The 21,995-nt window shown below is 70.2% G+C and carries 17 protein-coding genes; 12 read left to right on the forward strand and 5 right to left on the reverse strand.

Going from position 1 to position 21,995, the window contains the following annotated elements:
- Positions 1-65 precede the first annotated feature (65 nt).
- From ACZ4S3_RS33815 to ACZ4S3_RS33830, 4 genes are all read left to right on the forward strand, one after another.
- Positions 66-2,003, forward strand: a complete 1,938-nt coding sequence (locus tag ACZ4S3_RS33815) for an ABC transporter ATP-binding protein (RefSeq protein WP_467941406.1) — start codon at positions 66-68, stop codon at positions 2,001-2,003.
- Positions 2,004-2,123: 120 nt separating this feature from the next.
- Positions 2,124-3,116 (forward strand): FadR/GntR family transcriptional regulator, encoded by a 993-nt coding sequence (locus ACZ4S3_RS33820; protein ID WP_467941411.1) that lies wholly within the window; start codon positions 2,124-2,126, stop codon positions 3,114-3,116.
- A 407-nt stretch (positions 3,117-3,523) separates the two neighbouring features.
- Positions 3,524-5,071, forward strand: a complete 1,548-nt coding sequence (locus ACZ4S3_RS33825; RefSeq protein ID WP_467941413.1) for an RNA polymerase sigma factor — start codon at positions 3,524-3,526, stop codon at positions 5,069-5,071.
- A 138-nt stretch (positions 5,072-5,209) separates the two neighbouring features.
- Positions 5,210-6,016 (forward strand): S1 family peptidase, encoded by an 807-nt coding sequence (locus tag ACZ4S3_RS33830; protein ID WP_467941417.1) that lies wholly within the window; start codon positions 5,210-5,212, stop codon positions 6,014-6,016.
- 138 nt (positions 6,017-6,154) lie between these two features.
- Here ACZ4S3_RS33830 and ACZ4S3_RS33835 read toward each other — a convergent pair whose 3' ends face one another.
- Positions 6,155-6,391: a DUF7455 domain-containing protein gene (locus ACZ4S3_RS33835; protein ID WP_467941421.1), complete on the reverse strand. Its 237-nt coding sequence runs from the start codon at positions 6,389-6,391 to the stop codon at positions 6,155-6,157.
- 444 nt (positions 6,392-6,835) lie between these two features.
- Between ACZ4S3_RS33835 and ACZ4S3_RS33840 the strand changes: the two genes are divergently transcribed.
- The 6 genes from ACZ4S3_RS33840 to ACZ4S3_RS33865 all read left to right on the forward strand — a co-directional run bounded on the left by ACZ4S3_RS33840 (position 6,836) and on the right by ACZ4S3_RS33865 (position 13,737).
- Complete coding sequence (locus ACZ4S3_RS33840) at positions 6,836-8,956, forward strand: DNA gyrase/topoisomerase IV subunit B (RefSeq protein ID WP_467941424.1); 2,121 nt, start codon at positions 6,836-6,838, stop codon at positions 8,954-8,956.
- Positions 8,957-9,113: 157 nt separating this feature from the next.
- Positions 9,114-9,602 carry a DUF1453 domain-containing protein gene (locus tag ACZ4S3_RS33845; protein WP_467941428.1) on the forward strand — a complete coding sequence of 163 codons (489 nt, stop codon included), beginning with the start codon at positions 9,114-9,116 and terminating at the stop codon, positions 9,600-9,602.
- A gap of 46 nt (positions 9,603-9,648) precedes the next feature.
- Positions 9,649-10,815 carry a sensor histidine kinase gene (locus tag ACZ4S3_RS33850; RefSeq protein ID WP_467941432.1) on the forward strand — a complete coding sequence of 389 codons (1,167 nt, stop codon included), beginning with the start codon at positions 9,649-9,651 and terminating at the stop codon, positions 10,813-10,815.
- Positions 10,812-11,486: a response regulator transcription factor gene (locus tag ACZ4S3_RS33855; RefSeq protein WP_467941436.1), complete on the forward strand. Its 675-nt coding sequence runs from the start codon at positions 10,812-10,814 to the stop codon at positions 11,484-11,486. The genes ACZ4S3_RS33850 and ACZ4S3_RS33855 overlap by 4 nt, the downstream gene beginning before the upstream one ends.
- Positions 11,487-11,590: 104 nt before the next feature.
- Positions 11,591-12,127: a DUF485 domain-containing protein gene (locus tag ACZ4S3_RS33860; RefSeq protein WP_467941440.1), complete on the forward strand. Its 537-nt coding sequence runs from the start codon at positions 11,591-11,593 to the stop codon at positions 12,125-12,127.
- The gene (locus tag ACZ4S3_RS33865; RefSeq protein ID WP_467941443.1) at positions 12,124-13,737 is read left to right on the forward strand and encodes a solute symporter family protein; all 1,614 of its coding nucleotides are present in this window, start codon (positions 12,124-12,126) and stop codon (positions 13,735-13,737) included. Before ACZ4S3_RS33860 ends, ACZ4S3_RS33865 begins: the two co-directional genes overlap by 4 nt.
- A 53-nt stretch (positions 13,738-13,790) precedes the next feature.
- Here the strand turns inward: ACZ4S3_RS33865 and ACZ4S3_RS33870 are convergent, their stop codons facing one another.
- The 4 genes from ACZ4S3_RS33870 to ACZ4S3_RS33885 form a co-directional block, all read right to left on the reverse strand.
- Positions 13,791-14,465: a DUF7342 family protein gene (locus ACZ4S3_RS33870; RefSeq protein WP_467941446.1), complete on the reverse strand. Its 675-nt coding sequence runs from the start codon at positions 14,463-14,465 to the stop codon at positions 13,791-13,793.
- Positions 14,462-16,144 (reverse strand): ATP-binding protein, encoded by a 1,683-nt coding sequence (locus tag ACZ4S3_RS33875; protein WP_467941450.1) that lies wholly within the window; start codon positions 16,142-16,144, stop codon positions 14,462-14,464. The genes ACZ4S3_RS33870 and ACZ4S3_RS33875 overlap by 4 nt, the downstream gene beginning before the upstream one ends.
- A 717-nt stretch (positions 16,145-16,861) precedes the next feature.
- A complete protein-coding gene (locus ACZ4S3_RS33880; RefSeq protein ID WP_467941452.1) occupies positions 16,862-17,872 on the reverse strand; it encodes a sucrase ferredoxin in 1,011 nt (336 codons plus the stop codon).
- Between the two features lie 59 nt (positions 17,873-17,931).
- Positions 17,932-19,179 (reverse strand): citrate/2-methylcitrate synthase, encoded by a 1,248-nt coding sequence (locus ACZ4S3_RS33885; RefSeq protein WP_467941456.1) that lies wholly within the window; start codon positions 19,177-19,179, stop codon positions 17,932-17,934.
- Positions 19,180-19,291: 112 nt separating this feature from the next.
- On the opposite strand from ACZ4S3_RS33885, the gene ACZ4S3_RS33890 reads away from it, so the two are divergent.
- Together ACZ4S3_RS33890 and ACZ4S3_RS33895 are read left to right on the forward strand one after the other, a co-directional pair.
- Positions 19,292-20,458: a citrate synthase/methylcitrate synthase gene (locus ACZ4S3_RS33890; RefSeq protein ID WP_467941460.1), complete on the forward strand. Its 1,167-nt coding sequence runs from the start codon at positions 19,292-19,294 to the stop codon at positions 20,456-20,458.
- 226 nt (positions 20,459-20,684) lie between these two features.
- The gene (locus tag ACZ4S3_RS33895; protein WP_467941463.1) at positions 20,685-21,788 is read left to right on the forward strand and encodes a CobW family GTP-binding protein; all 1,104 of its coding nucleotides are present in this window, start codon (positions 20,685-20,687) and stop codon (positions 21,786-21,788) included.
- Positions 21,789-21,995 lie beyond the last annotated feature (207 nt).

A 21,995-nucleotide genomic window follows, 5' to 3' on the forward strand; every position in this document is an offset into this window, starting at 1 on the left:
GGTCGGGTGAGCCCTCTCGTACCCCCAGCAACCGCCGAACGGTCTCACGCCCCGCGAGGGACGCGATGATCCAGGCCGTCGGACTGACCAGCGCCCCCCGCGGCGAACTCCCGCCCGCCGTCGACGACCTGAGCTTCGAGGCACGCCCAGGTCAGATCACCGTGCTCCTCGGCGGCGGCGCCGCGGGCAAGACCACCGCCCTGCGCCTCGTGCTGCAACTCGAACGCGGCCGCGGCGTCGCCCTCTTCCGCGGCCGCCCCCTGCACCGCATCCCGAACCCGGCCCGTGAACTCGGCGTCCTCCTCGGCGACACCCCCGCCGACCCCTCCCGTACGGCCCGCACGCATCTGCGCATGCTCAGCGCCGCCGCCGGCGTCCCGGTCACCCGCGCCGACGAGGTACTCGACCTCGTCGGCCTCAGCGGTCTGGCCGACCAGCGCCTGGGCGAGTTCTCCCGCGGGATGGACCGCCGGCTGGGCCTGGCCGCGGCACTCATCGGCGACCCGCACACCCTCGTGCTAGATGAACCCGCCGAAGGGGTCTCCCGGCGCGAAGCGGCCTGGGTGCACGGCCTGCTGCGCGGCTACGCAGCTCAGGGCGGCGCCGTCCTCACCACCTCCCGCAGCGCCAAGGAGGCCGCACGGCTCGCCGATCATGTGGTCGCCGTCGAACAAGGTCGACTTATCGCTGATCAGGAAGCCGCCGACTTCGCCCGTACCCGGCTGCGCCCCCGGGTGGCCGTCCGCTCCCCGCACGCCGACCGCCTCGCCACCCTCCTCGTCGACGAGTCTCAGCGCGCCGACCACGCCGCGGACCCCGCCGTCGGCCGCGCCATCGAGGTCGTACGCGAGAGCGGCACCCGCCTCGCTGTCTACGGCAGCAGCTGCGCCGCCGTGGGGGAGGCCGCCTTCCGCCACGGCATCCTGGTGCACCAGCTCGCCGACGAGGTCGGCGACAACGGACCCGTCACCCCGCTCCACCGCGCAGACGGCCGCCCACCCGGCCCGGCCAACGACGTCCCGCCCTCGCCGCCGGACGACGCGGTCCCCGTGCCCGCACCGGCGCCGATGGTCCGCGTCCTCCAGGCCGCCCGCGCCGCCATCGCCCCCAAAGGCACGGACACCGTGTCCGACACCCTCACCCTCCCGGTCGTCGCAGCCACCGTCCCCGCGGCTCGGCCGGCTCGGTCCTCGGTACCGGCCGTCGAAACCCTCACCATCCCCCGCCTGCCCGGCCCCGGCCCGGCCTGGCCGCTGCGCTACGAACTGCGCCGCACACTCAGCGATCGCACCGGCCTGTTCGTGACGGTCGCGTCCGTCCTCGTGTCCCTGGGCCTGGCGCTGCTGCTGGCCCGGCACGGCGACGCCCCGGTGACCCGCGTACTCGCCGGCTGGCCCCGTCAACTGCCCTTCCCCCCGGCCGCACTCGGCGCCGGACTCCTCGGAGCGCTCTCTTTCGGTCAGGAGTTCCGCTACCCGGCACTGGCTCCCGAACGCGGCACCGTACCTCGCCGCCTCGGACTGCTCGTCGCCAAACTGCTTGTCAGCGGCGCATCCGCCCTGGCCCTCGGCGTCTGTGTACTCACCGCCGACGAGGCAGGCACCCGCTACCTGTTCGGACCGGAATCCGTCACCAGCATCACCGAGTGGCCTGTTTTCGCCGCCGGTTGGCTGGGCCTGCTGACCGGCTGTGCCTGGGCAGGCGTACTGGCCGCCGGCGTATTCCGGTCCACCGCAACGGGATTGGCCGCCGTACTCGCCGTACCGGTCGTCGTCCTGCCGCTTGTGCAGCGCATGGTCGCCGAGCCCGCAGCCCGGTCAATGGCGGGACTCCCGGGGCGACTGGGGTCGTCGGCTCTCTACCGGTGGCCTTCCGGAATCGATCAGGCCGTATCGGTCGCCATGCGGCTTGCGACCCAACCCGTGGGCAGTGCAATGGCGTTGTCGCTGACGGTGCTGGTCTGTGCGTACGCCCTCGCGATGTTTCGCGGCTGGGTGCGGTGATCCGGTATGCCGCCCGTTTCGCAGCCCTGTTGTTGCGCCACTGTCCACAACTCGCCGCAGGTGGCGCATTTCTTTCCGATAAAGCGTCAATTGAGAGATGACGGGCGATCACCCTTTCGTGTGCTTTTCACCAAAGACCTCAAGGGTGTTCAGGGTGTCGCCGACAAAGGATGCGTGAGTACCCTTGCGCACACCATGATGACCGCGGCTCGCCCCGGCGACACCGGCCTCGCAGGTCCGGGCGAGCTTGACCGCTACCCCTACGCCAACGCCGGCAATGCCGCGAACGCGGCAGGCGTGGATCGCACCGAGCGCGTCTCGCCGGTTTGGGACGGCCCCGAAACAGACATGGGCCGCGTCGGCCGCCGCGCCGCCGGCAGCCGAGGCCGCGGCCTGCACGGCCAACTCGTCCAACAGCTGGGTCAGATGATCGTCTCCGGTGATCTCGGCGCCGACCGCCCGCTCGTCCCCGAGGAGATCGGCCAGCGATTCGAGGTCTCGCGGACCGTCGTCCGTGAATCGCTGCGCGTCCTCGAGGCCAAAGGCCTGGTCAGCGCCCGCCCGAACGTGGGCACCCGAGTCCGCCCGGTCAGCGACTGGAACCTCCTCGACCCCGACATCATCGAGTGGCGGGCCTACGGGCCGCAGCGTGACGACCAGCGCCGCGAGCTGTGCGAGCTGCGCTGGACCATCGAGCCGCTCGCCGCTCGCCTCGCCGCCGGCCACGGGCGGGAGGACATCCAGCAGCGGCTCGCCGACATGGTCGAGATCATGGGCCACTCCGCCGCCCAGGGCGACACCGTGACCTTCGGCCGCGCCGACGTCGAGTTCCACACCCTGCTGCTGCAGCTCGCCGGGAACCGCATGCTCGAGCACCTCTCGGGCATCGTCACCTCCGCGCTGCACGTCTCCGGCGGCCCGTCCGGCGGCTGCGAGCGCCCGATCGAGACGTCCGTGGGCCAGCACATGCGGATCGTCGACGCCATCGGTTCCGGCGACGCCACGGCGGCCGAGTCCGCGATGCGCCAGCTCCTCGCCGCCCATGGCGAGGCCGGCGGCCAGGGCTCCGGGACGCCCGACGGCCACGTCGTCCCCGCGCCCCGCGAGCACTGAAGGCCCGTACCCGAATGCGTACGGACCGTGGGCGCCACGCGGCAGGGTGCCCCGCGCCGCCCTATGGACGGGTGCGTGCGCCGTACGCGTCGAAGGCACGCACGATCGTCGGATCCGGGGGCGTCGCCCGGGTCCGACGATGGACCTTAGGAGGATTGCATGTCATATGACTGGGAATGGGTCGTTATGGGGTGTGACTCGGGCCACGCAGATTGGGCGTAACGCTCTTCAGGGAAGCGCGATGACTTAAGAGGTGATAGCCGAGGAGGGAATACGGACGGCGTTCGTGACGCTGTTCAACTCCCCGGTTGCCCCTGCGCCGTCGGTCCATCCCCACCGGCGGTCGTCGGCTCCGATCCACACTGGACGGAGTCGGAAGCCGTTTCCATCGTTCCGAGAGGTTGTTCGTGTCGGCCAGCACATCCCGTACGCTCCCGCCGGAGATCGCCGAGTCCGAGTCTGTGATGGCGCTCATCGAGCGGGGAAAGGCTGATGGGCAGATCGCCGGCGATGACGTGCGTCGGGCCTTCGAGGCTGACCAGATTCCGCCAACCCAGTGGAAGAACGTTCTGCGCAGCCTCAACCAGATCCTCGACGAGGAGGGTGTGACGCTGATGGTCAGTGCCGCAGAGGCGCCCAAGCGCACCCGCAAGAGCGTCGCAGCGGAGAGTCCGGTAAAGCGCACCGCCACCAAGACCGTCGCGGCCAAGACCGCCACGGTGAAGAAGGCCACCACCGCGGCCGCCACCTCCATGGCGGACCCGGCCGGTGAGACCGACCCCGCGCCTGCCAAGAAGGCAGCGGCAAAGAAGACTGCCGCCAAGAAGACGGTTGCCAAGAAGGCGACCGCAAAGAAGACCGCCGCAAAGAAGACCGCGGGCAAGAAGGACGTCGACGAGCTGCTCGACGACGAGGCGACCGAGGAGACCCCGGCGCCCGGCAAGGGCGAGGCGGCCGATGCCCCCGAGGGCACCGAGAGCGCCGGCTTCGTCCTGTCCGACGACGACGAGGACGACGCCCCCGCGCAGCAGGTCGCCGCGGCCGGCGCCACTGCCGACCCGGTCAAGGACTACCTCAAGCAGATCGGCAAGGTCCCGCTCCTCAATGCCGAGCAGGAGGTCGAGCTCGCCAAGCGCATCGAGGCGGGTCTGTTCGCCGAGGACAAGCTGGCGAACTCCGACAAGCTCGCGCCGAAGCTCAAGCGTGAGCTGGAGATCATCGCCGAGGACGGCCGCCGGGCGAAGAACCACCTCCTGGAGGCCAACCTCCGACTGGTCGTCTCCCTGGCCAAGCGGTACACCGGCCGCGGCATGCTCTTCCTGGACCTGATCCAGGAGGGCAACCTCGGTCTGATCCGCGCGGTCGAGAAGTTCGACTACACCAAGGGCTACAAGTTCTCGACCTACGCGACGTGGTGGATCCGCCAGGCCATCACCCGCGCCATGGCCGACCAGGCCCGCACCATCCGTATCCCCGTCCACATGGTCGAGGTCATCAACAAGCTCGCGCGCGTCCAGCGCCAGATGCTCCAGGACCTGGGCCGCGAGCCCACCCCGGAGGAGCTGGCCAAGGAACTCGACATGACCCCCGAAAAGGTCATCGAGGTCCAGAAGTACGGCCGCGAGCCGATTTCGCTGCACACCCCGCTGGGCGAGGACGGCGACAGCGAGTTCGGTGACCTCATCGAGGACTCCGAGGCGGTCGTCCCCGCCGACGCGGTCAGCTTCACGCTTCTGCAGGAGCAGCTGCACTCGGTGCTGGACACCCTCTCCGAGCGCGAGGCCGGCGTGGTCTCCATGCGCTTCGGTCTCACCGACGGCCAGCCCAAGACGCTGGACGAGATCGGCAAGGTCTACGGCGTCACCCGCGAGCGGATCCGCCAGATCGAGTCCAAGACCATGTCCAAGCTGAGGCACCCGTCGCGCTCCCAGGTACTGCGCGACTACCTCGACTAGCCGAACGGGCACGGACCGCCCCGCGAGCCCGGTTCCTCCCTTGTGGGAGGGGCCGGGCTCGCGGCCGTCCGGGTGCGGGGGGCGTCCGTTTGGGTCACTCTGGGTGGGCGACCACTGTCCCCAGAGTCAGGAGTCCGTATGCGTCCGTCCCACGCCGTTTTCGGAGCCTTCGCACTGGTCCTCGCCGTGCCGACAGCCGCGACCGCGGACGCATCCGTGGTCGGCGGCACCCCGGTACGCGTCTCACAGAGCCCATGGGCGGTGGCCCTCGCCTCCCACGCGCGGTTCGGTGCCGCCCGCTCCGGACAGTTCTGCGGGGGCGTCCTCGTCGGCACCTCGACGGTGGTGACGGCCGCGCACTGCCTGAGCCGGGAGGTACTGGGCGTGCCCTGGCAGCAGGTGAGCGACCTGCGGATCGTCATCGGACGCGACAACCTCGCACACGGCGGTGGCCTGGAGCTCAAGCCTGCGAAGGTGTGGGTGAATCCGGCATATGACAGCTGGACGAACGAGGGCGACATGGCCGTCCTCACGCTGCCGAAGCCGGTCAGAAACCGTCCCATCCCGATAGCGCGCCAGGACGACGCCGCCTACCAGGCGGGCAACGCGGCCACCGTCTATGGCTGGGGGGACATGACCGGCGAGGGCAGCTACGCCTCGCGTCTGCGGTCGGCCGGGGTGAACGTGCTCGATGATTCGGTGTGCGCGCGGGCTTACCCCGGCAATGCCGACGGCACGTACAAGCCTGATTCCATGCTGTGCGCGGGGGAGCCGGCGGGCGGCCGGGACGCCTGTCAGGGGGACAGTGGCGGGCCGCTGGTGGTGCACGGGCGCCTGGTGGGGCTCGTGTCGTGGGGGACCGGCTGCGGCAAGGCCGGCAGTCCCGGTGTCTATACGCGTGCCTCGGCGCTGCTCCCCGTGGTGGCCGGCCACGGGTCGGGCTGAGCGTTACGGGGAGTCGCGGGAAGTGCCGGGGAGGCACCGCCGGAGCGTACGAGTGCGGGCGGTCTTCCCGGTGGTGCCGGGGAGACCGCCCGCCGCACGACCCTCAGGCCGCTGCTCGCTCGTCGTGGATGCGAAGTGTCAGCGTTCCTCTTCGGACGCGGACGCGGACGTCGGAGAAGCGGTCAGCCGCTCCGTCTCGTCCTGTATTTCCGCGGCGATCTTCTTGAGTTCTGGCTCGAACTTGCGACCGTGGTGGGCGCAGAAGAGCAGTTCGCCGCCGGACATCAGGACGACGCGCAGGTATGCCTGGGCGCCGCAGCGGTCGCAGCGGTCAGCGGCCGTCAGCGGGCTCGCGGGTGTCAGAACAGTAGTCACGTCGCCTCTTCTCTAGCTCGACGAGCTGTCGTACCAGGGTCAACATCCAACCAGGCCGAAAACGTTCCCGCTTGTGCCTTTTCCTCGAAAAAAATTCTTCGAGGTGGCCGGGTGCTGCCGGGTGGCGGCGAATGAGCCGTATTGCGTGGTGGTCTGAATCACGTTGGTTGTTGGGTCTGTCCTCCCGGCTGGCTTGCCGGTTGTTGATGAGGACGTGCCCGGAGCCTAAATGGTTCATGCCTCGAAGGGAACGTGATGTGCACGTCACTCGGACGTCATACTATCGAGAGATCGAACGTGTGAGCGAAATTCTACTACCATGGACGTCCTTACGGGTGGCGTCACATCGGCTCTACCAGGCCTCGGTACCCTCTCACCGGCGACACCGCCACAACCGAGTCCGCGGAATGCGGACTGCCAGAAATTCAGCGAGGAGCGAACCGCGTGACCGCCGAGATGTCCGTGCCGTCCACCGCAGTGCTGACCGGGGCAGACCGGGACGGATCCAACTACACCGCGCGGCATCTGCTCGTCCTCGAGGGTCTGGAGGCCGTCCGCAAGCGTCCTGGCATGTACATCGGCTCGACGGACAGTCGCGGCCTGCTGCACTGCCTGTGGGAAATCATCGACAACTCCGTCGACGAGGCGCTGGGCGGCTACTGCGACCACATCGAGGTGATCCTCCACGACGACGCGTCGGTGGAGGTCCGTGACAATGGCCGCGGCATCCCCGTGGACGTCGAGCCCAAGACCGGGCTCAGCGGCGTCGAGGTCGTGATGACCAAGCTGCACGCCGGCGGAAAGTTCGGCGGCGGCTCCTACGCGGCCTCCGGCGGCCTGCACGGCGTCGGCGCCTCCGTCGTCAACGCGCTCTCCGCGCGGCTCGACGTCGAGGTGGACCGCAACAGCAAGACGCACTCCATCAGCTTCCGACGCGGCGTCCCCGGCGTCTTCACCGAATCCGGCCCCGACGCCCCCTTCGACCCCGGCAACGGCCTGCTCAAGGGCAAGCGGGTCGCCAAGGCGAAGACCGGCACCCGGGTGCGCTACTGGGCGGACCGGCAGATCTTCCTCAAGGACGCCCGGCTCTCCCTGGAGACGCTGTACGCCCGCGCCCGCCAGACAGCCTTCCTGGTGCCCGGCCTGACCCTCGTCGTCCGCGACGAACGCGGCATCGACGGCGCCGGCAAGACCGAGGAGACCTTCCGCTACGACGGCGGCATCAGCGAGTTCTGCGAGTACCTCGCCCAGGACAAAGCCGTCTGCGACGTCCTGCGCCTGACCGGCCAGGGCACCTTCAAGGAGACCGTGCCGGTCCTGGACGACCGCGGTCACATGACACCCACCGAAGTCACCCGGGAACTGGGTGTCGACATCGCGCTGCGCTGGGGCACCGGCTACGACGCGACGCTCAAGTCCTTCGTCAACATCATCGCCACGCCCAAGGGCGGCACCCACGTCTCCGGCTTCGAGCGCGCGGTCGCCAAGACCGTCAACGAGGTGCTGCGCACGCAGAAGCTGCTGAGGGTCGCCGAGGACGACGTCGTCAAGGACGACGCCATGGAGGGCCTCACCGCGGTGGTGACCGTGCGGCTCGCCGAGCCGCAGTTCGAGGGCCAGACCAAGGAGGTGCTCGGCACCTCTGCCGCGTCACGCATCGTCGCCCAGGTGGTGAGCCGCGAACTCAAGGTGTTCCTGACCTCCACCAAGCGCGACGACAAGCAGCAGGCCCGCTCCGTCATGGAGAAGATCGTCGCCGCGGCCCGTACCCGCATCGCCGCCCGTCAGCACAAGGAGGCTCAGCGGCGTAAGACGGCGCTGGAGTCCTCCTCCCTGCCGGCCAAGCTCGCCGACTGCCGCAGTGACGACGTCGACCGCAGCGAACTGTTCATCGTCGAGGGCGACTCGGCGCTGGGCACCGCGAAGCTGGCGCGCAACTCCGAGTTCCAGGCGCTGCTGCCGATCCGCGGCAAGATCCTCAATGTCCAGAAGTCGTCGGTCTCGGACATGCTCAAGAACGCCGAGTGCGGCGCCATCATCCAGGTCATAGGAGCCGGATCCGGCCGCACCTTCGACATCGACGCCGCCCGCTACGGCAAGGTCATCTTCCTCGCCGACGCGGACGTCGACGGCGCCCACATCCGCTGCCTGCTGCTGACCCTCTTCCAGCGCTATATGCGGCCGATGGTCGAACAGGGCCGGGTCTTCTCCGCCGTACCGCCGCTGCACCGCGTAGAACTGACCAACCCCAAGAAGGGCCAGGACAAGTACATCTACACCTACTCGGACAACGAGCTTCGCCAGACGCTGCTCGAGCTCCAGCGCAAGAACGTCCGCTACAAGGACAGCATCCAGCGCTACAAGGGCCTGGGTGAGATGGACGCCGACCAGCTCGCCGAGACCACGATGGACCCGCGCCACCGCACCCTGCGACGGATCAACATCAGCGATCTCGAAGCGGCGGAGAAGGCCTTCGACCTCCTCATGGGCAACGAAGTCGCGCCCCGTAAGGAGTTCATCACCAACTCCGCCTCCACTCTGGACCGTTCGCGTATCGACACCTGATCCGGCCGCGGGCCCTACGGGCGCCTCTCCACCCCTGGGTGGACGGGCGCCCGTCGTGATTTCCACCCGCTGCCCACCCTGGCTCCGATCCGGCCGGCCACGCCTTCTCCGTAGCGTCGGGAGCGTCGCAATTCCCGTCACACGGAGGCCCAGGCTCATGAGCGGCGTGCTCACCATCGTTGTGATCACCGCGGTTGTCGTGGTCGTATTCGTCCGGCAGTTCACCGCCCAGCGCGTCACATCGGACGGCAAGAAGTGGTGGCTGATCCCTGCTGTCCTGGTGGTGGTGGCATGCCGGCAGCCGGGACTACTGGATCCCGCCCATCACACGGCCTCCGTCGTCCTGCTCGGCGTGGAGATCCTGGTCGCGCTGGCCGGCGGCGCCGCCTGGGCCTGGACCACCCGTATCTGGACGGACACGGACGGCGAGGTGTGGGCCAAGGGAGGCTGGACGACGGCCGGTGTATGGCTGTGCGGGATGGCCGTGCGCATCGGAATCCTGGGCATCGCCTCGCTCATGGGCATCCACCAGGGCAGCCCGGCCGTCACCCTCTCCGTCGCCGCGATGCTGCTGTCCCGGGCCGGCGTCATCGGCTGGCGGGCTCAGGCCGCGCAGCGGACGTACCGTGTTCCTGTCGCCGGCTGATGCCCCTGCGCGCCCCGAACCGCTCCGCACCGATGAAGGACCGTACGTGTCGCTGAACTCCTGGACGAGTTGGCCCCTGCGGGAGTCGCTCTCTCGTGAGGGCATCGGCGAAGTCCGGCTGTGGATCGGCCGGGCGATCCGTGTCCTGGTGGTGACCGGTCTGCTGTGGACCACCTTGGCGGCGCGGATCTTCAGCGGCTGGGGCCTGGTGGCGGCGGTCGCCGGGATGGCCGCCGGCATGCTGGTGTTCCGCGGCTTCTTCCGTATGACACTGGCCCGTCGACTGTGGCCCTCCATCGGGCTGTTCTTCCTGTTGGAGGCCGCTGCCTTCGGCTTCGCGCTCGCCGGCGCGCGGACGCCGGCGATCGTGCTGTGGTGCGCCTGCGCCATCACCGCGATGGAGCGGCTGCCGCTGAGCGTTGCCGTGCCGTGTTCCGCCGCCGCTCTCGGCGCGTACGCCGCGATGAACACCGACAACTGGCTGACGACCGTCACGACCACCGCGGGACTGGCGCTGGCCGGGTACGTCGTACGGCTGGACGCCGAGGCGCGCGGCAACGCCCAGCGGCTGCTGGCCCAGGAACGAGCCGCCCGTACGGCGGAGGCCGAATCGGCGGCACTCGCCGAACGCGGCCGGATCGCCCGCGAGATCCACGACGTCCTCGCCCACAGCCTCAGTGCCCAGCTGGTGCACCTGGAGGCGGCGCGGCAGCTGATCCAGCGCAGCGCCGACCTAGAGGCCGACCGCGATCAGATCCTGGAACGGGTGATCGCATGCCGTGGAATGGCCCGAGAAGGGCTTGACGGGACGCGTGAGGCTCTTTCCGCCCTGCGAGGGGACATGATCCCCGTCGAGGACTTCCTGTGCCGCCTGGCGGCCGCTGAGGGCGCGCAGCTGGACGTCACGGGTGAGCGGCGCACCATCTCGGCCGAGGCGGGGCTCGCGGTCCGGCGGGTGGCCCAGGAGGCGCTGACGAACGCACGCAAGCACGCACCGGGCGCCCGGGTGAGCGTGCGTCTGGAGTACACGGACGGCGACGTAGGGCTGGAAGTACGCGACTCGGGCGGCCGCGGCACGCCCGACGGGCTCGCGCACAGCGGCTCCGGGTACGGTCTGCTCGGGATGCGGGAGCGCGCCGAACTCCTCGGCGGAACGCTGGAGTCCGGTCCCGATGAGGAGGGTTTCGTGGTGCGGTTGAGGGTGCCCGCATGATGGCACGCACGGTGGCACGCGTCGTGGTCGCCGACGACCAGACGGTGGTGCGCGAGGGAATCGTGATGCTGCTGGGGTTGCTGCCGGGCATTGAGGTCGTCGGATCCGCCGCAGACGGCGAGGACGCGATCCGCATGGTCGCCGAACTCGCCCCCGACGTCGTCCTGATGGACCTGCGCATGCCGCGCTGCGACGGCGTCGAGGCCACCCGCCGCATCCGTGCGGACCACCCGGGCACCCAGGTCGTCGTGCTCACCACCTACGCTGAGGACGACTCGCTCTTCCCCGCCCTCCAGGCGGGCGCCCGCGGCTACCTCACCAAGGACGCGGACGGCGACGAGATCGTCCGCGCCATCGACGACGTGCTCTCCGGTGAGGCCGGGCTGTCCCCGAAGATCCAGCGCCGCCTCCTGGAGCGCTTCGCGGAGCCCGTACCGCCCCGGCCACAGCCGCCGCACGAACCTCCGGACGGGCTCACCGCACGCGAGACGGAGGTGCTGCGCCTCGTCGCCGAGGGGCAGTCGAACCCGGAAATCGCCCGTACGCTCCACGTCTCCACCGCGACCGTGAAGACCCACATCAACAACCTCTTCGCCAAGGCGGGACTACGGGACCGGGCTCAGGCGATCCACTACGCCTACCGCCACGGCATCGCACAGCCGCCCGGATAACCCACCTGATTCAGTGAAGCATTCGGAATGAAGAGTCCCGGATCTTCCTTTCTGTCCATCCTTGGTGCCCACGGCCAACAGGCCCGTGCGACAAGGAGTGTTCGGTGGACAAGCAGGACGGTCGAGCGGCCGGTGAGCCGGGCGACGTAGGGCTCGACGACGGTCCCTGGCGCGACGACGGCCCCTGGTACGAGGCACTCGCCCCCGGGTGGGGCGAGTGGGACGACGACGCGGCCGACGAACGGGACGGGCCGGACTGCGCGCGGACACCCGCGCCGCTACCGGAGGCGCGGTCCGCGGCCCACGACGACGTGTACCTGGACGAGGTGTATCTGGCGGTGCAGCGAAGCGCCGCCTTCCAGGAAGTGCGCCGCCGCTACCGGCGATTCGTCGTACCCGCCACGGCCGTATTCCTGATCTGGTACCTCGCCTACGTGATCGCGGCCACCGCCGCACCAGACCTGATGGCACGCCCGGTTGCCGGCGCACTCAACGTCGCGATGCTCGCCGGACTCGGACAGTTCGCCACGACCTTCCTGCTCACCTGGGCCTACGCACGGCATGCGCGGCTGCGCAGGGACAGCGCGGCGCTCGACATCCGCTGGGAAACCCAGGAACTCACCGGAAGGCACGTCCGTTGACCGGCGACCACCAGACCCTGGCTCTGGTCCTGTTCAGCGCGTTCATCGCCGTCACGCTGGCGATCACCACCTGGGTGAGCCGCCACAGGCGCGGCTCCGCGGAGGAGTTCTACGCCGGCGGCAGGCTGTTCTCGCCCATGGAGAATGGTTTCGCCATCGCGGGCGATTACATGTCCGCCGCGTCCTTCCTCGGCGTCTCGGGACTCATCGCCCTCTTCGGCTACGACGGCCTGCTCTACTGCGTCGGCTTCCTCGTCGCCTGGCTCGTCGTCCTCTTCCTGGTCGCCGAACTGGTCCGCAACTGCGGCAGGTTCACCCTCGCCGACGTCGTCGCCGCCCGGATGCGCGAACGCCCCGTCCGTATCGCGGCCGGCACGGCGTCCGTCACCGTCTCCGTGCTCTACCTGGTGGCCCAGATGGTCGGCGCAGGCAGCCTGGTGGCGCTGCTCCTGGGCGGGGCGGGCGCGCAGGCCCGCACCTGGATGGTGATCGGGGTCGGCGCACTGATGGTCGTCTACGTCGCCTTCGGGGGCATGCGTGCGACGACATGGATCCAGATCGTCAAAGCGGTGCTCCTCATGGGAGGTGCGATTGCACTGACCGTCCTGGTGGCGGTCCGCTTTCACGGTGACATCAACGGGCTGCTCCACACCGCCGCCGAACACAGCGGCCACGGCCGCAAGTTCCTCGCACCGGGACTCAAGTACGGCGGCGACTGGACGTCGCGCCTCGACTTCATCAGCCTCGGCCTCGCACTCGTCCTGGGCACCGCCGGACTGCCGCACATCCTGGCCCGCTTCTACACCGTCCCCACGGCGCGGGCCGCCCGCCGTTCCGTCGTCTGGTCCATCGGCTTGATCGGCAGCTTCTACCTGATGACCATCGTGCTGGGCTTCGGCGCCGCCGCGGTGCTCGGCAGCGACGCCGTGCGCGCGTCCAACAAAGCCGGGAACACCGCCGTTCCGCTGCTCGCCCTGGAGCTGGGCGGTGGTGCCGGTTCGACCGGAGGAACGGTTCTCTTCGCCGTCGTGGCCGCGGTCGCCTTCGCCACGATCCTGGCTGTGGTCGCCGGTATCACCCTCGCGTCGTCCGCGTCCGTCGCGCACGACCTGTACGCCTCGCTACGGCGCTCCCGCGGCGGGGCGCAAGGCGGGCGACGCGGCCGGCGCAGCGAGGTCACCGTGGCGCGTGTCGCCGCGGTGGGAGTCGGCGCCGTCGCCATCGGCCTGGCGCTGCTTGCCCAGGACCTGAACGTCGCCTTCCTGGTGGGCCTGGCATTCGCCGTCGCCGCATCGGCCAACCTGCCGGTCTTGCTGTACGCCCTCTTCTGGCGCCGTTTCACGACCCGCGGCGCGGTCTGGTCTGTCTACGGCGGCCTGATCCCGGCGATCGCCCTGGTCGTCCTCTCGCCGGTGGTCTCCGGCACCCCGGAGTCGCTCTTCCCCGGACTGGATTTCGCCTACTTCCCGCTGGAGAACCCCGGTGTTGTGTCGATCCCTCTGGGCTTCCTCATGGGATGGCTGGGAACCGTCCTCTCCCCGGAGGCCGCCGCCGAAGCCCGACACGCGGAGACCGAGGTCCGTTCTCTAACGGGGGCGGGAGCTGCCTAGGGGGCTCGCGCCACCCTGGTGGTGCTTGGCCGCGGCGGTGGCCGTGCCTCGCTCTAGCACCACTCGTAGCGGTGCTCGGGGCGGCCGGTCTCGCCGTACCTGAGGGTCAGGCGGACGCGGCCGGTGCGTTCGAGGAGCTTGAGGTAACGCTGGGCGGTCTGCCGGCTGAGCCCCGCCTGGAGGGCGACCTCCTGCGCGGACAGCGGCGAGTCCGCGGAACGCAGCACCGTGCGCACACGGTCGGCGGTGGCAGTGGAGTGCCCCTTGGGCAGCTCCGCCGGCCCCGCGGCGGCGCCCCCCAACGTACCGAAGATCCGATCGACCTCGGACTGCTCCGTCTGGCCGCCGGTCTCGAAAGTACGGTGCAGCGCCGCGTAACTCTCCAGCTTGGAGCGCAAGCCCGCGAAGGTGAAAGGCTTGACCAGGTACTGCAGCGCGCCGTGGCGCATGGCGGCCTGCACGGTCGCGATGTCACGGGCCGCCGTCACCATGATCACGTCGGTGAGCAGCCCGCGCCGCCGTAGGTCGCCCACCAGTTGGAGCCCCGTCTCATCGGGGAGGTAGTGGTCCAGGAGGATCAGATCAACCGGATGCATGTCGAGGGCGGCAAGCGCCTCGCCTGCGGTGTGGGCGAGGCAGCTGACGCGAAAACCGGCGACCTTGGCGACATACGCGGCATTGATCTCCGCGACCCGCACATCGTCATCCACGACCAATACGTCGATCATTGGCCGGCTCCTGTGGCTCCTGTGGCATCCTCGGCGCTTTCGGCGAGTCGAGCGCTGTCGGAGGCGTCGGGCTTCCCTGCGGCGAGGCAGCCGGCGGGCCCTTCGCGATCCGGGGTTTCACGTGGCGACCCCCGAAGCTCTTCGGCCATCGCATCGGGGACTGTCACCGTGAACATCGCGCCCCCACCTGCACGTTCGCCGACCGTGACGCTGCCGCCATAGCGCTCGGCGAGGCGGCGCACGAGCGCCAGGCCGATGCCGCGCTGCCCGTGTGCCGGCGGTTCCTTGGTCGTCCAGCCCTCGGTGAAGATCTCCGCGCGACGGGCCTCGGGCACACCGGGACCGTTGTCGCAGACCCGCACGATGGCCGTCCGGCCGTCAGTGCGGACCGCAACCTCCAGCTGCGCGTCGCGCTTCCCCGCCGTGGCGTCCAGGGCGTTGTCGACGAGGTTGCCGAGAACGGTCACCAGGCTGTGCGGGTCGACCAGGCGGTCGGGCAGATACGTATCGGGGGAGAGGCTCAGGGAGGCGCCGCGCTCGGTGGCCACCGTGGCCTTGCCGACCAGGAGGGCGGCCAGCAGCGGATCGTGAATGCGCTCGGTGACCTGTTCCGCGGTTGCCCGGTGCACGCCCACGGCCTGTGTCACGAACTCCACAGCCTCCTCGTGCAGGCCGAGTTCGAGCAGACCGAGGAGCGTGTGCAGCCGGTTGGCGTGCTCGTGGTCCTGCGCGCGGAGAGCATCGATCAGACCTCGAGTGCCGTCCAGCTCCCGCCCCAGCCGCTCCAGTTCCGTGCGGTCGCGCAACGTGACCACGGCGCCCCCGTCGTCTGTGGGCATGCGATTCGCCACCAGGACACGATGCCCGCTGACGGCAAGCAGATCCGCGCCGGACACCCGGCCGGCCAGCACGTCGGTCGTGCGGCCCGGTGGCAGGGTCTCGTCCAGGGGCCGGCCGGTGTCCTCGGCACGTAGGTCGAGGAGACGCTGCGCCTCGTCGTTCATGAGCCGGATCCGGCCGTGCTTGTCCAGCGCGAGGAACCCCTCACGGATGCCGTGCAGCATCGCCTCGCGCTCCGTGAGCAGCGCGGAGATGTCGGAGAAGGCCAGGTCGTGGGTGCGGCGCTGGAGGCGGCGGGCGACGAGATAGGCGGCGAGGGCGCCCACGGCGAGGGCCCCGCCCGCGTAGGCGAGCAGCTCGGGCACGGTGGAGAGCAGCCGCTGCTGCACACTCTCGTACGAGATACCGACGGAAACGGCTCCAACAACCTTTCCGTCCTCGTTGCGCAGCGGGACCTTGCCGCGCGCGGAACGCCCGAGTGTGCCGTCGTCGATCTGCATGACCTCCTTGCCGGAGAGCACGGTGCTCGGGTCGGTGGAGACGTGGTGCCCGATCTCATGGGGGTCGGTGTGGGACCAGCGCACACCCTGCTCGTCCATGATCACCACATACTCGGCGCCGGTAGCGGCGCGGATCCGCTCGGCCTCGTTCTGGACCGGGCCGTGCCGGGTGGGGCGGGAGGACTCCAGGGCGTCGTCGAGGCGCGGCTCGGCGGCAGTGGTCTGGGCGATGGAGAGCGCGCGGCGCATCGCCTGATCGTCGAGTTCGGAGCTGAGGGGGGCGAGGAACAGGCCGGTTGCGAGGGCGGTGACGCCCGTGGCGATGGCCAGCTGCACCATCAGCACCTGGGAGAAGACGCGGCGTGGCCAGCCGAGGCGCAGCCTGGTGCTTGGGCGCGGGGCGCCGGATGGGGACGGGTCTCGAACGCCCGGAAACGGGGTGTTGCCGCGCCGACCGGCTTCGCCCGGCACCCCACTGGAGGCGTCGGAGCGCGGCGTGTGGCCCGAGGGCCGTGCGGCGCTCGGGCGCGAGGCCGGTTCGTCCTTCTCGCCCATATGAACGAACAGTAAGGGCGGAGGGGACCGGGCCGGTAATCCCTGGCCGCGCGAATTCGGAGGGTGGTCGGGGCGCGACTCGCTTGTGGCTCGTGGCGCCGCTGCGCCGGGTTATCCACAGGCCTTTCGGTTGCGGATTGTGTGCGTTTAGCGTCACAGGGTGAAGGTGCGGGACCTCGCGGCGTCAGGCAGTTGCAGCAGATCTGAGCGAGCGCGAGGCGCAGGGCCGTGCGGGATACACGGAGGGGAGCGGATATGTGGTCGATGCTGGATCGGTGCGATGAGGGGCGGGGCGCGGCAGGGAAGGGGGTGCGGAGCCCGGTCGCCGTGCTCGACGCTGTGAAGCCGATGCTGGGCTGTCTGCGGCGGGCACTGACGCTCGGGGTGGCTTTAGGGCTGGTGCTGACGCGCGACAGGGCATCTGCAGCCGGAGTCCCGGCTGCAGAGGTATGCCGCTGCAGATGTCACACGGAAGCCGGAAAGCGGGATCGGCCCCCGGTGTCAGGGGGCCGGCAGGACGAGCGAGGACGGCCGCGCCGTGGCGGCGGTGCCCGCGACGGCGGTAATCGAGGTGACCGTCATACGGGCCGGTGGACCGAGCGGCGCACCACAGCTGGCGGGCGCAGGAGCTCCGTCGGCCCGCTGCTCAACCGCGACGTTCCAGGCGCGGCCGTCGGCGTGCGTGACCGAAACGGACCAGGTGGGGGTGCTTCCCGCCATAGGCCTGCCCGCGAGCGACCGGTCGTCGGGGCGCCCAGGTTCGGGCCGCACCGCGTCGGTCCGTACGACGTCGAGTGCGTCCGCCCGCTCCTCGCGGATCAGCTCGCGGACCGCGAGGTCGGCGGCCTGCGCGGGCCGGCCCCACGTAGAGCGGCCGCGGCAGTGGCCGAACGTGATCCGTCCGTCGCGCGCCGCCTCCACGGCGTCCTTGACGAGATGAGCCGAGGCTCGTCCGTAGGCGTAGCCGTAAGGGAGGACGAAGAGCGTGGGGGAGAAGCGGTGGCCGCCGATGTGGGTGATCTCCCAGGCCTCGGCTCCGCTGGCGGCGAGCTCGGCGGCCAGAGGCCGGCCGAGGAGCGCGCAGCAGCGGTCCCGCTTGCCGTTGGTGCAGACGAGGACCAGAGGGTCACCGGTGTACGGCTCCCAGAGGCCGCCGTGTTCACCGGTGCCCAGCACGGCGAAGTCCAGGCCGAGGGCGGCCCGCGGGTCGCTGACCGTGGTGGTGCGGATCCAGGAGCCGCCCGGCGCGGTGTGCGCGACGAACAGTCGACGACGGGAGGCGCCGTGGCAGTCGGCGTGCCGCCCCGGCCGGCGAATCAGGGCGACGCGTACGTCCGTGCCCTCTGTCGCGGTCTCCAGGGCCCGGCCGATGTCCGGGTCGAGGTGGCTGTCCGTCAGCGCATTGGCCCCCCAGGGGCCGGTCTGCTCGATGAGCAGCCAGGTGCGGGCGGTGGCTGCGGTCCCGGCGACGGGTTCGGCCGATTCGCGGGAAGCGGTAGCGCATGTGCTCACGAAGGTAAGCCTAACCTGAGCCGCCGCGGAGTGGCCTCCCGTGTCGGGACGCCGCTCTGTTACGGCAGCGGCTGTGGCGGACGGGGGCCGTTGTACTGCCCGCTGGGGCGCATGCGCAGCGGGCGTTCCCCGTACTCTTCCAGCGCGTGAGCGATCCAGCCGGCGGTACGGGCGATGGCGTAAACCGTTTCGCCTGCCTCGGCGGGCATCCCGGCCGACACGGTCAGCACCGCCAGCGCAAGATCGACGTTGGCGTGCAGCTCGGTGTGCCGTGCAGTGGTGGTGATCACCCCGCGCGCGGCCTGCAGTGCCGACTGCGCCTGCGGGACGTCCTCCAGCAGCCCGAAGAGCGCGCGGGCTCGTGGGTCTTCGCCCGGGTAGAGGCGATGGCCGAGGCCCGGTACGCGGCGTCCCGCTCGTAGGTGGTCGGCGACGACCGCGGCGGCGCTGCCCCGCTCCAGTACCTCCAGCAGCATCCGGTGGGCGAGCCCGCTGGCCGCGCCGTGCAGCGGGCCGTCCAGCGCCCCGAGCCCGGCCGAGACGATCGAGTAGGGGTGGGCGCGCGCCGAGGCGGCGACCCGGACCGCGAGTGTCGAGGCGGCGAGGTCGTGGTCGATGAGCAGGACCAGCGCGGCATCCAGGACGCGGAGTGACGCCGCGTCGGCGGGCGCAGATGCCAGCCGCGACCACAACCGTGGTGCGAGCGACTCCGCATCGGGCGGTGTGGGGGACTGTGGCGGAAGGGAGTCGACAAGGGTGGGGATGAGGGCGCGGGCGGTGTCGAGAACGGCGTCCTCGGACAGGTCGAAGCGCAACGGGTCGGCGGCCGCCGCAGCGATCACGGCGACGTGCAGCCGGTCCATGGGGCCGCTGTGCTCCGGCAGTGACTGCACGGCGCGGCGGGCGGCGGACAACGCGTCGTGCGGTGCGGTGAAGCGCGTGCCTCGGCGGAGCTCACCGGTCCACAGCCACTCGGCGACTTCCTCGTAGCGGTAGTGAGCGGCGAGTTCCGCGGTATCAACGCCACGGAAGTAACAGTGGTCGCGATCGACCAGCGTGATGCCGGTACGTACAGCCAACTCGCCTGCGGTGCCGGACGGTTCGCGGCGACTTCCGCGTCGGGCGAGCGCGTCGACCTCCTTCGCGTCGAAGGTGCTGCCGCGGCCACCCGGTTTGCGGTGGCTTGTCAGCTGGCCGCGGCTCACGTAGGCGTACACCGTCTCGGGCTTCACGCCGAGCCGCTCGGCCGCCTCACGGGTGCTCAGCCGCTGCCCGGTCGTGTCATGAGACCTGTCTTGATCCGCCATGGGGTCACCGTATCCACCCGATGCCCATATTGATTCAATCAATATTGACAATGATTGAGGCAAGCATAGACAGTCAGATCAATATTCTGGAGGGGAAGCGAGGAGATCCGCGATGCCGATCACTGAGAAGAGCGCACCGGTCGATGTGCCCCGCGGGCTTGCGGGCGTCATCGTCACCGAGACGGAACTGGGTGACGTCCGTGGCCGGGAGGGCTTTTACCACTACCGCCAGTACTCCGCCGTCGAGCTGGCCACGGCCCGTACCGTCGAGGACGTCTGGTACTTGATGTTCCATGGCGAGCTGCCGGATGCCGGACAGCTGGCGGCCTTTACGGCTGAGACGGCCGCCCTGCGTACGTTGCCCGCCGCAGTACGCGACGCTCTGCCGGGCATCGCCCAGGCCGGCGCCGTGTCCGGACCGCTCGCCGGGCTGCGTACGGCGCTTTCGCTGCTGGGCGCGACGGCAGGCTTCCGGCCGCTGTACGACATCGGCACCGACCACCGCCGCGCCGATGCGCTCGCCGCCTGTGCCGCCGTACCGACCTTGCTCACCGCGCTCCACCGGCTGGGCCAGGGCCAGCAGCCCGTGGAGCCGCGCGCGGACCTCACGTACGCCGCCAACTACCTCTACATGCTCACCGGCCAGGAGCCGGAGCCCCGGCGGGTCCGGGCCATCGAGGCGTATCTGATCTCCACCATTGACCACGGCTTCAACCCTTCGACCTTCACCGCCCGCGTGATCGCTTCCACCGGAGCCGACCTCGCGGCCTGCCTCGTCGGCGCGGTCGGTGCGCTCTCCGGCCCGTTGCACGGCGGCGCTCCCAGCCGTGCGCTCGACACGCTTGACGCCATCGGCACGCCGGACCGCATCGACTCCTGGATCCGGGACCGGGTCCTGCGGGGCGATCGGATCATGGGATTCGGCCACGCGGTCTACCGCACCGAGGACCCGCGTTCCAGGATGCTGCGCGGCATCGCCGAGCAGTTCGGTGGGCCGCGGGTGGAATTCGCCGTCCAGGTGGAGGAGAGGATCGAGGCACTGCTCGCCGAGCTCAAGCCAGGCCGTGAGCTGCACACCAATGTGGAGTTCTACGCCGGCGTCGTCATGGAGCTGTGCGGGCTGCCGCGCGAGATGTTCACACCCACCTTCTGCGCGGCACGCGTCGTCGGCTGGAGTGCCAACATCCTGGAGCAGGCCGAGGACTCGAAGATCATCCGGCCGGCGGCCCGGTACGTCGGCCCGCCCCCGCCGCAGCCGCTGCCCGCTGTCGCGCTCTGATGCCGGCCGTACGCCGCCCGGGATGGTGAGGGGCCGCCCCGGGCGATGAGGGGGGAGTGGCAGACACCGGGCGGGCGACCAGCCGGCCGGGCGCGACGGCGACCGGACGGCCGGCGGTGATGGTGCAGCGACGAGTCGGGGCCGTGTCGGCGGGGGTCCGTTACGATCGACAGCTCGTCCGCCGCCGGTCCGTGCGGCTCGCCACCCGCACCATGGAGGCGCCCCCTTGGCCACGCAACAGATCCCGGTCGTCGTGCTCGCGGGCTTCCTCGGGTCGGGCAAGACCACCCTCCTCAACCACCTGCTCGGTGCCGGCGCCAAAACCCGGATCGGCGCCATCGTCAATGACTTCGGCAGCATCGAGATCGACGCGATGACCGTCGCCGGGCAGGTGGACTCGATGGTCTCGCTCGGCAACGGCTGCCTGTGCTGCGCGGTCGACACCAGCGAACTCGACACCTATCTGGAGCGGCTGGCCCGCCCCGCCGCCCGTATCGACGTGATCGTCATCGAGGCCAGCGGGCTGGCCGAGCCCGAGGAGATCATCCGGATGATCCTCGCCAGCGAGAACGACCGGATCGTCTACGGCGGGCTGATCGAGGTCATCGACGCCGCCGAGTTCACGGACACGCGTACCCGGCATCCCGAACTCGACCGGCATGTGGCCATCGCCGATCTCGTGGTCCTCAACAAGGCCGACCGGATCGGGGACGCGGCGCGCCAGGAGCTCATGGACACGCTCGCGGATCTTGCACCGGGCAGGCCCGTGGTCTGCACGGCGTACGGGCAGATCGATCCGGAGCTGTTCTTCGACCGCGGCGCGGGCGAGGACCTCGACGCGGCGGTCCGGCAGCTGTCGTTCGAGGATCTGCTCCGGGAGAGCGGCGCGGACGCTGCCGCAGGCCACGATCACCCGCGAGACGAGCACCACGGCCACGACCACGGCCCCGGCGAGCCCTGCGGTCACCTCCATGCCGCCTACCAGAGCGTGGAGTTCACCTCATCGGAGCCGATGAATCCGCGGCGGCTCATGGAGTTCCTCGACAGCCGCCCGACGGGCCTCTACCGCATCAAGGGCTTTGTCCACTTCGATGTCCCCGGCAGCCGGCAGAAGTTCACCGTGCATGCCGTCGGGGACTTCCTGCGCTTCTACCCCACGCCCTGGGGCCGTGACGAGGAGCGCAGCACTCAACTCGTCCTGATCGGCAGCGGGATCGACGCGGCGGCTCTGCGGAAGGAGCTGACGACGTGCCGTGACACCTCTCCGCAGGAGGCCTCCGAGCACAGCATGTGGGGCGTCCTGCGCTACGTGGCCTCCCGCGAGGAGTGACCACTGGCTACGGGCCAGGACCACGGCCCCAGCCTCCCCACACGCACACCCACACGCGCACGCACACCCACACACCGGCGCAAGCCCCACACAGTCGCCGGCCCGCACCCGGCAGACCCCCCACCCGACCCCGCCCCACTCACCTGCCACCGCCCCACCAAGCAAAACCGGCCGGCCCCGAAGGACCGGCCGGCCGTGCGACAACCA

Source organism: Streptomyces sp. NPDC028368, assembly GCF_055565615.1.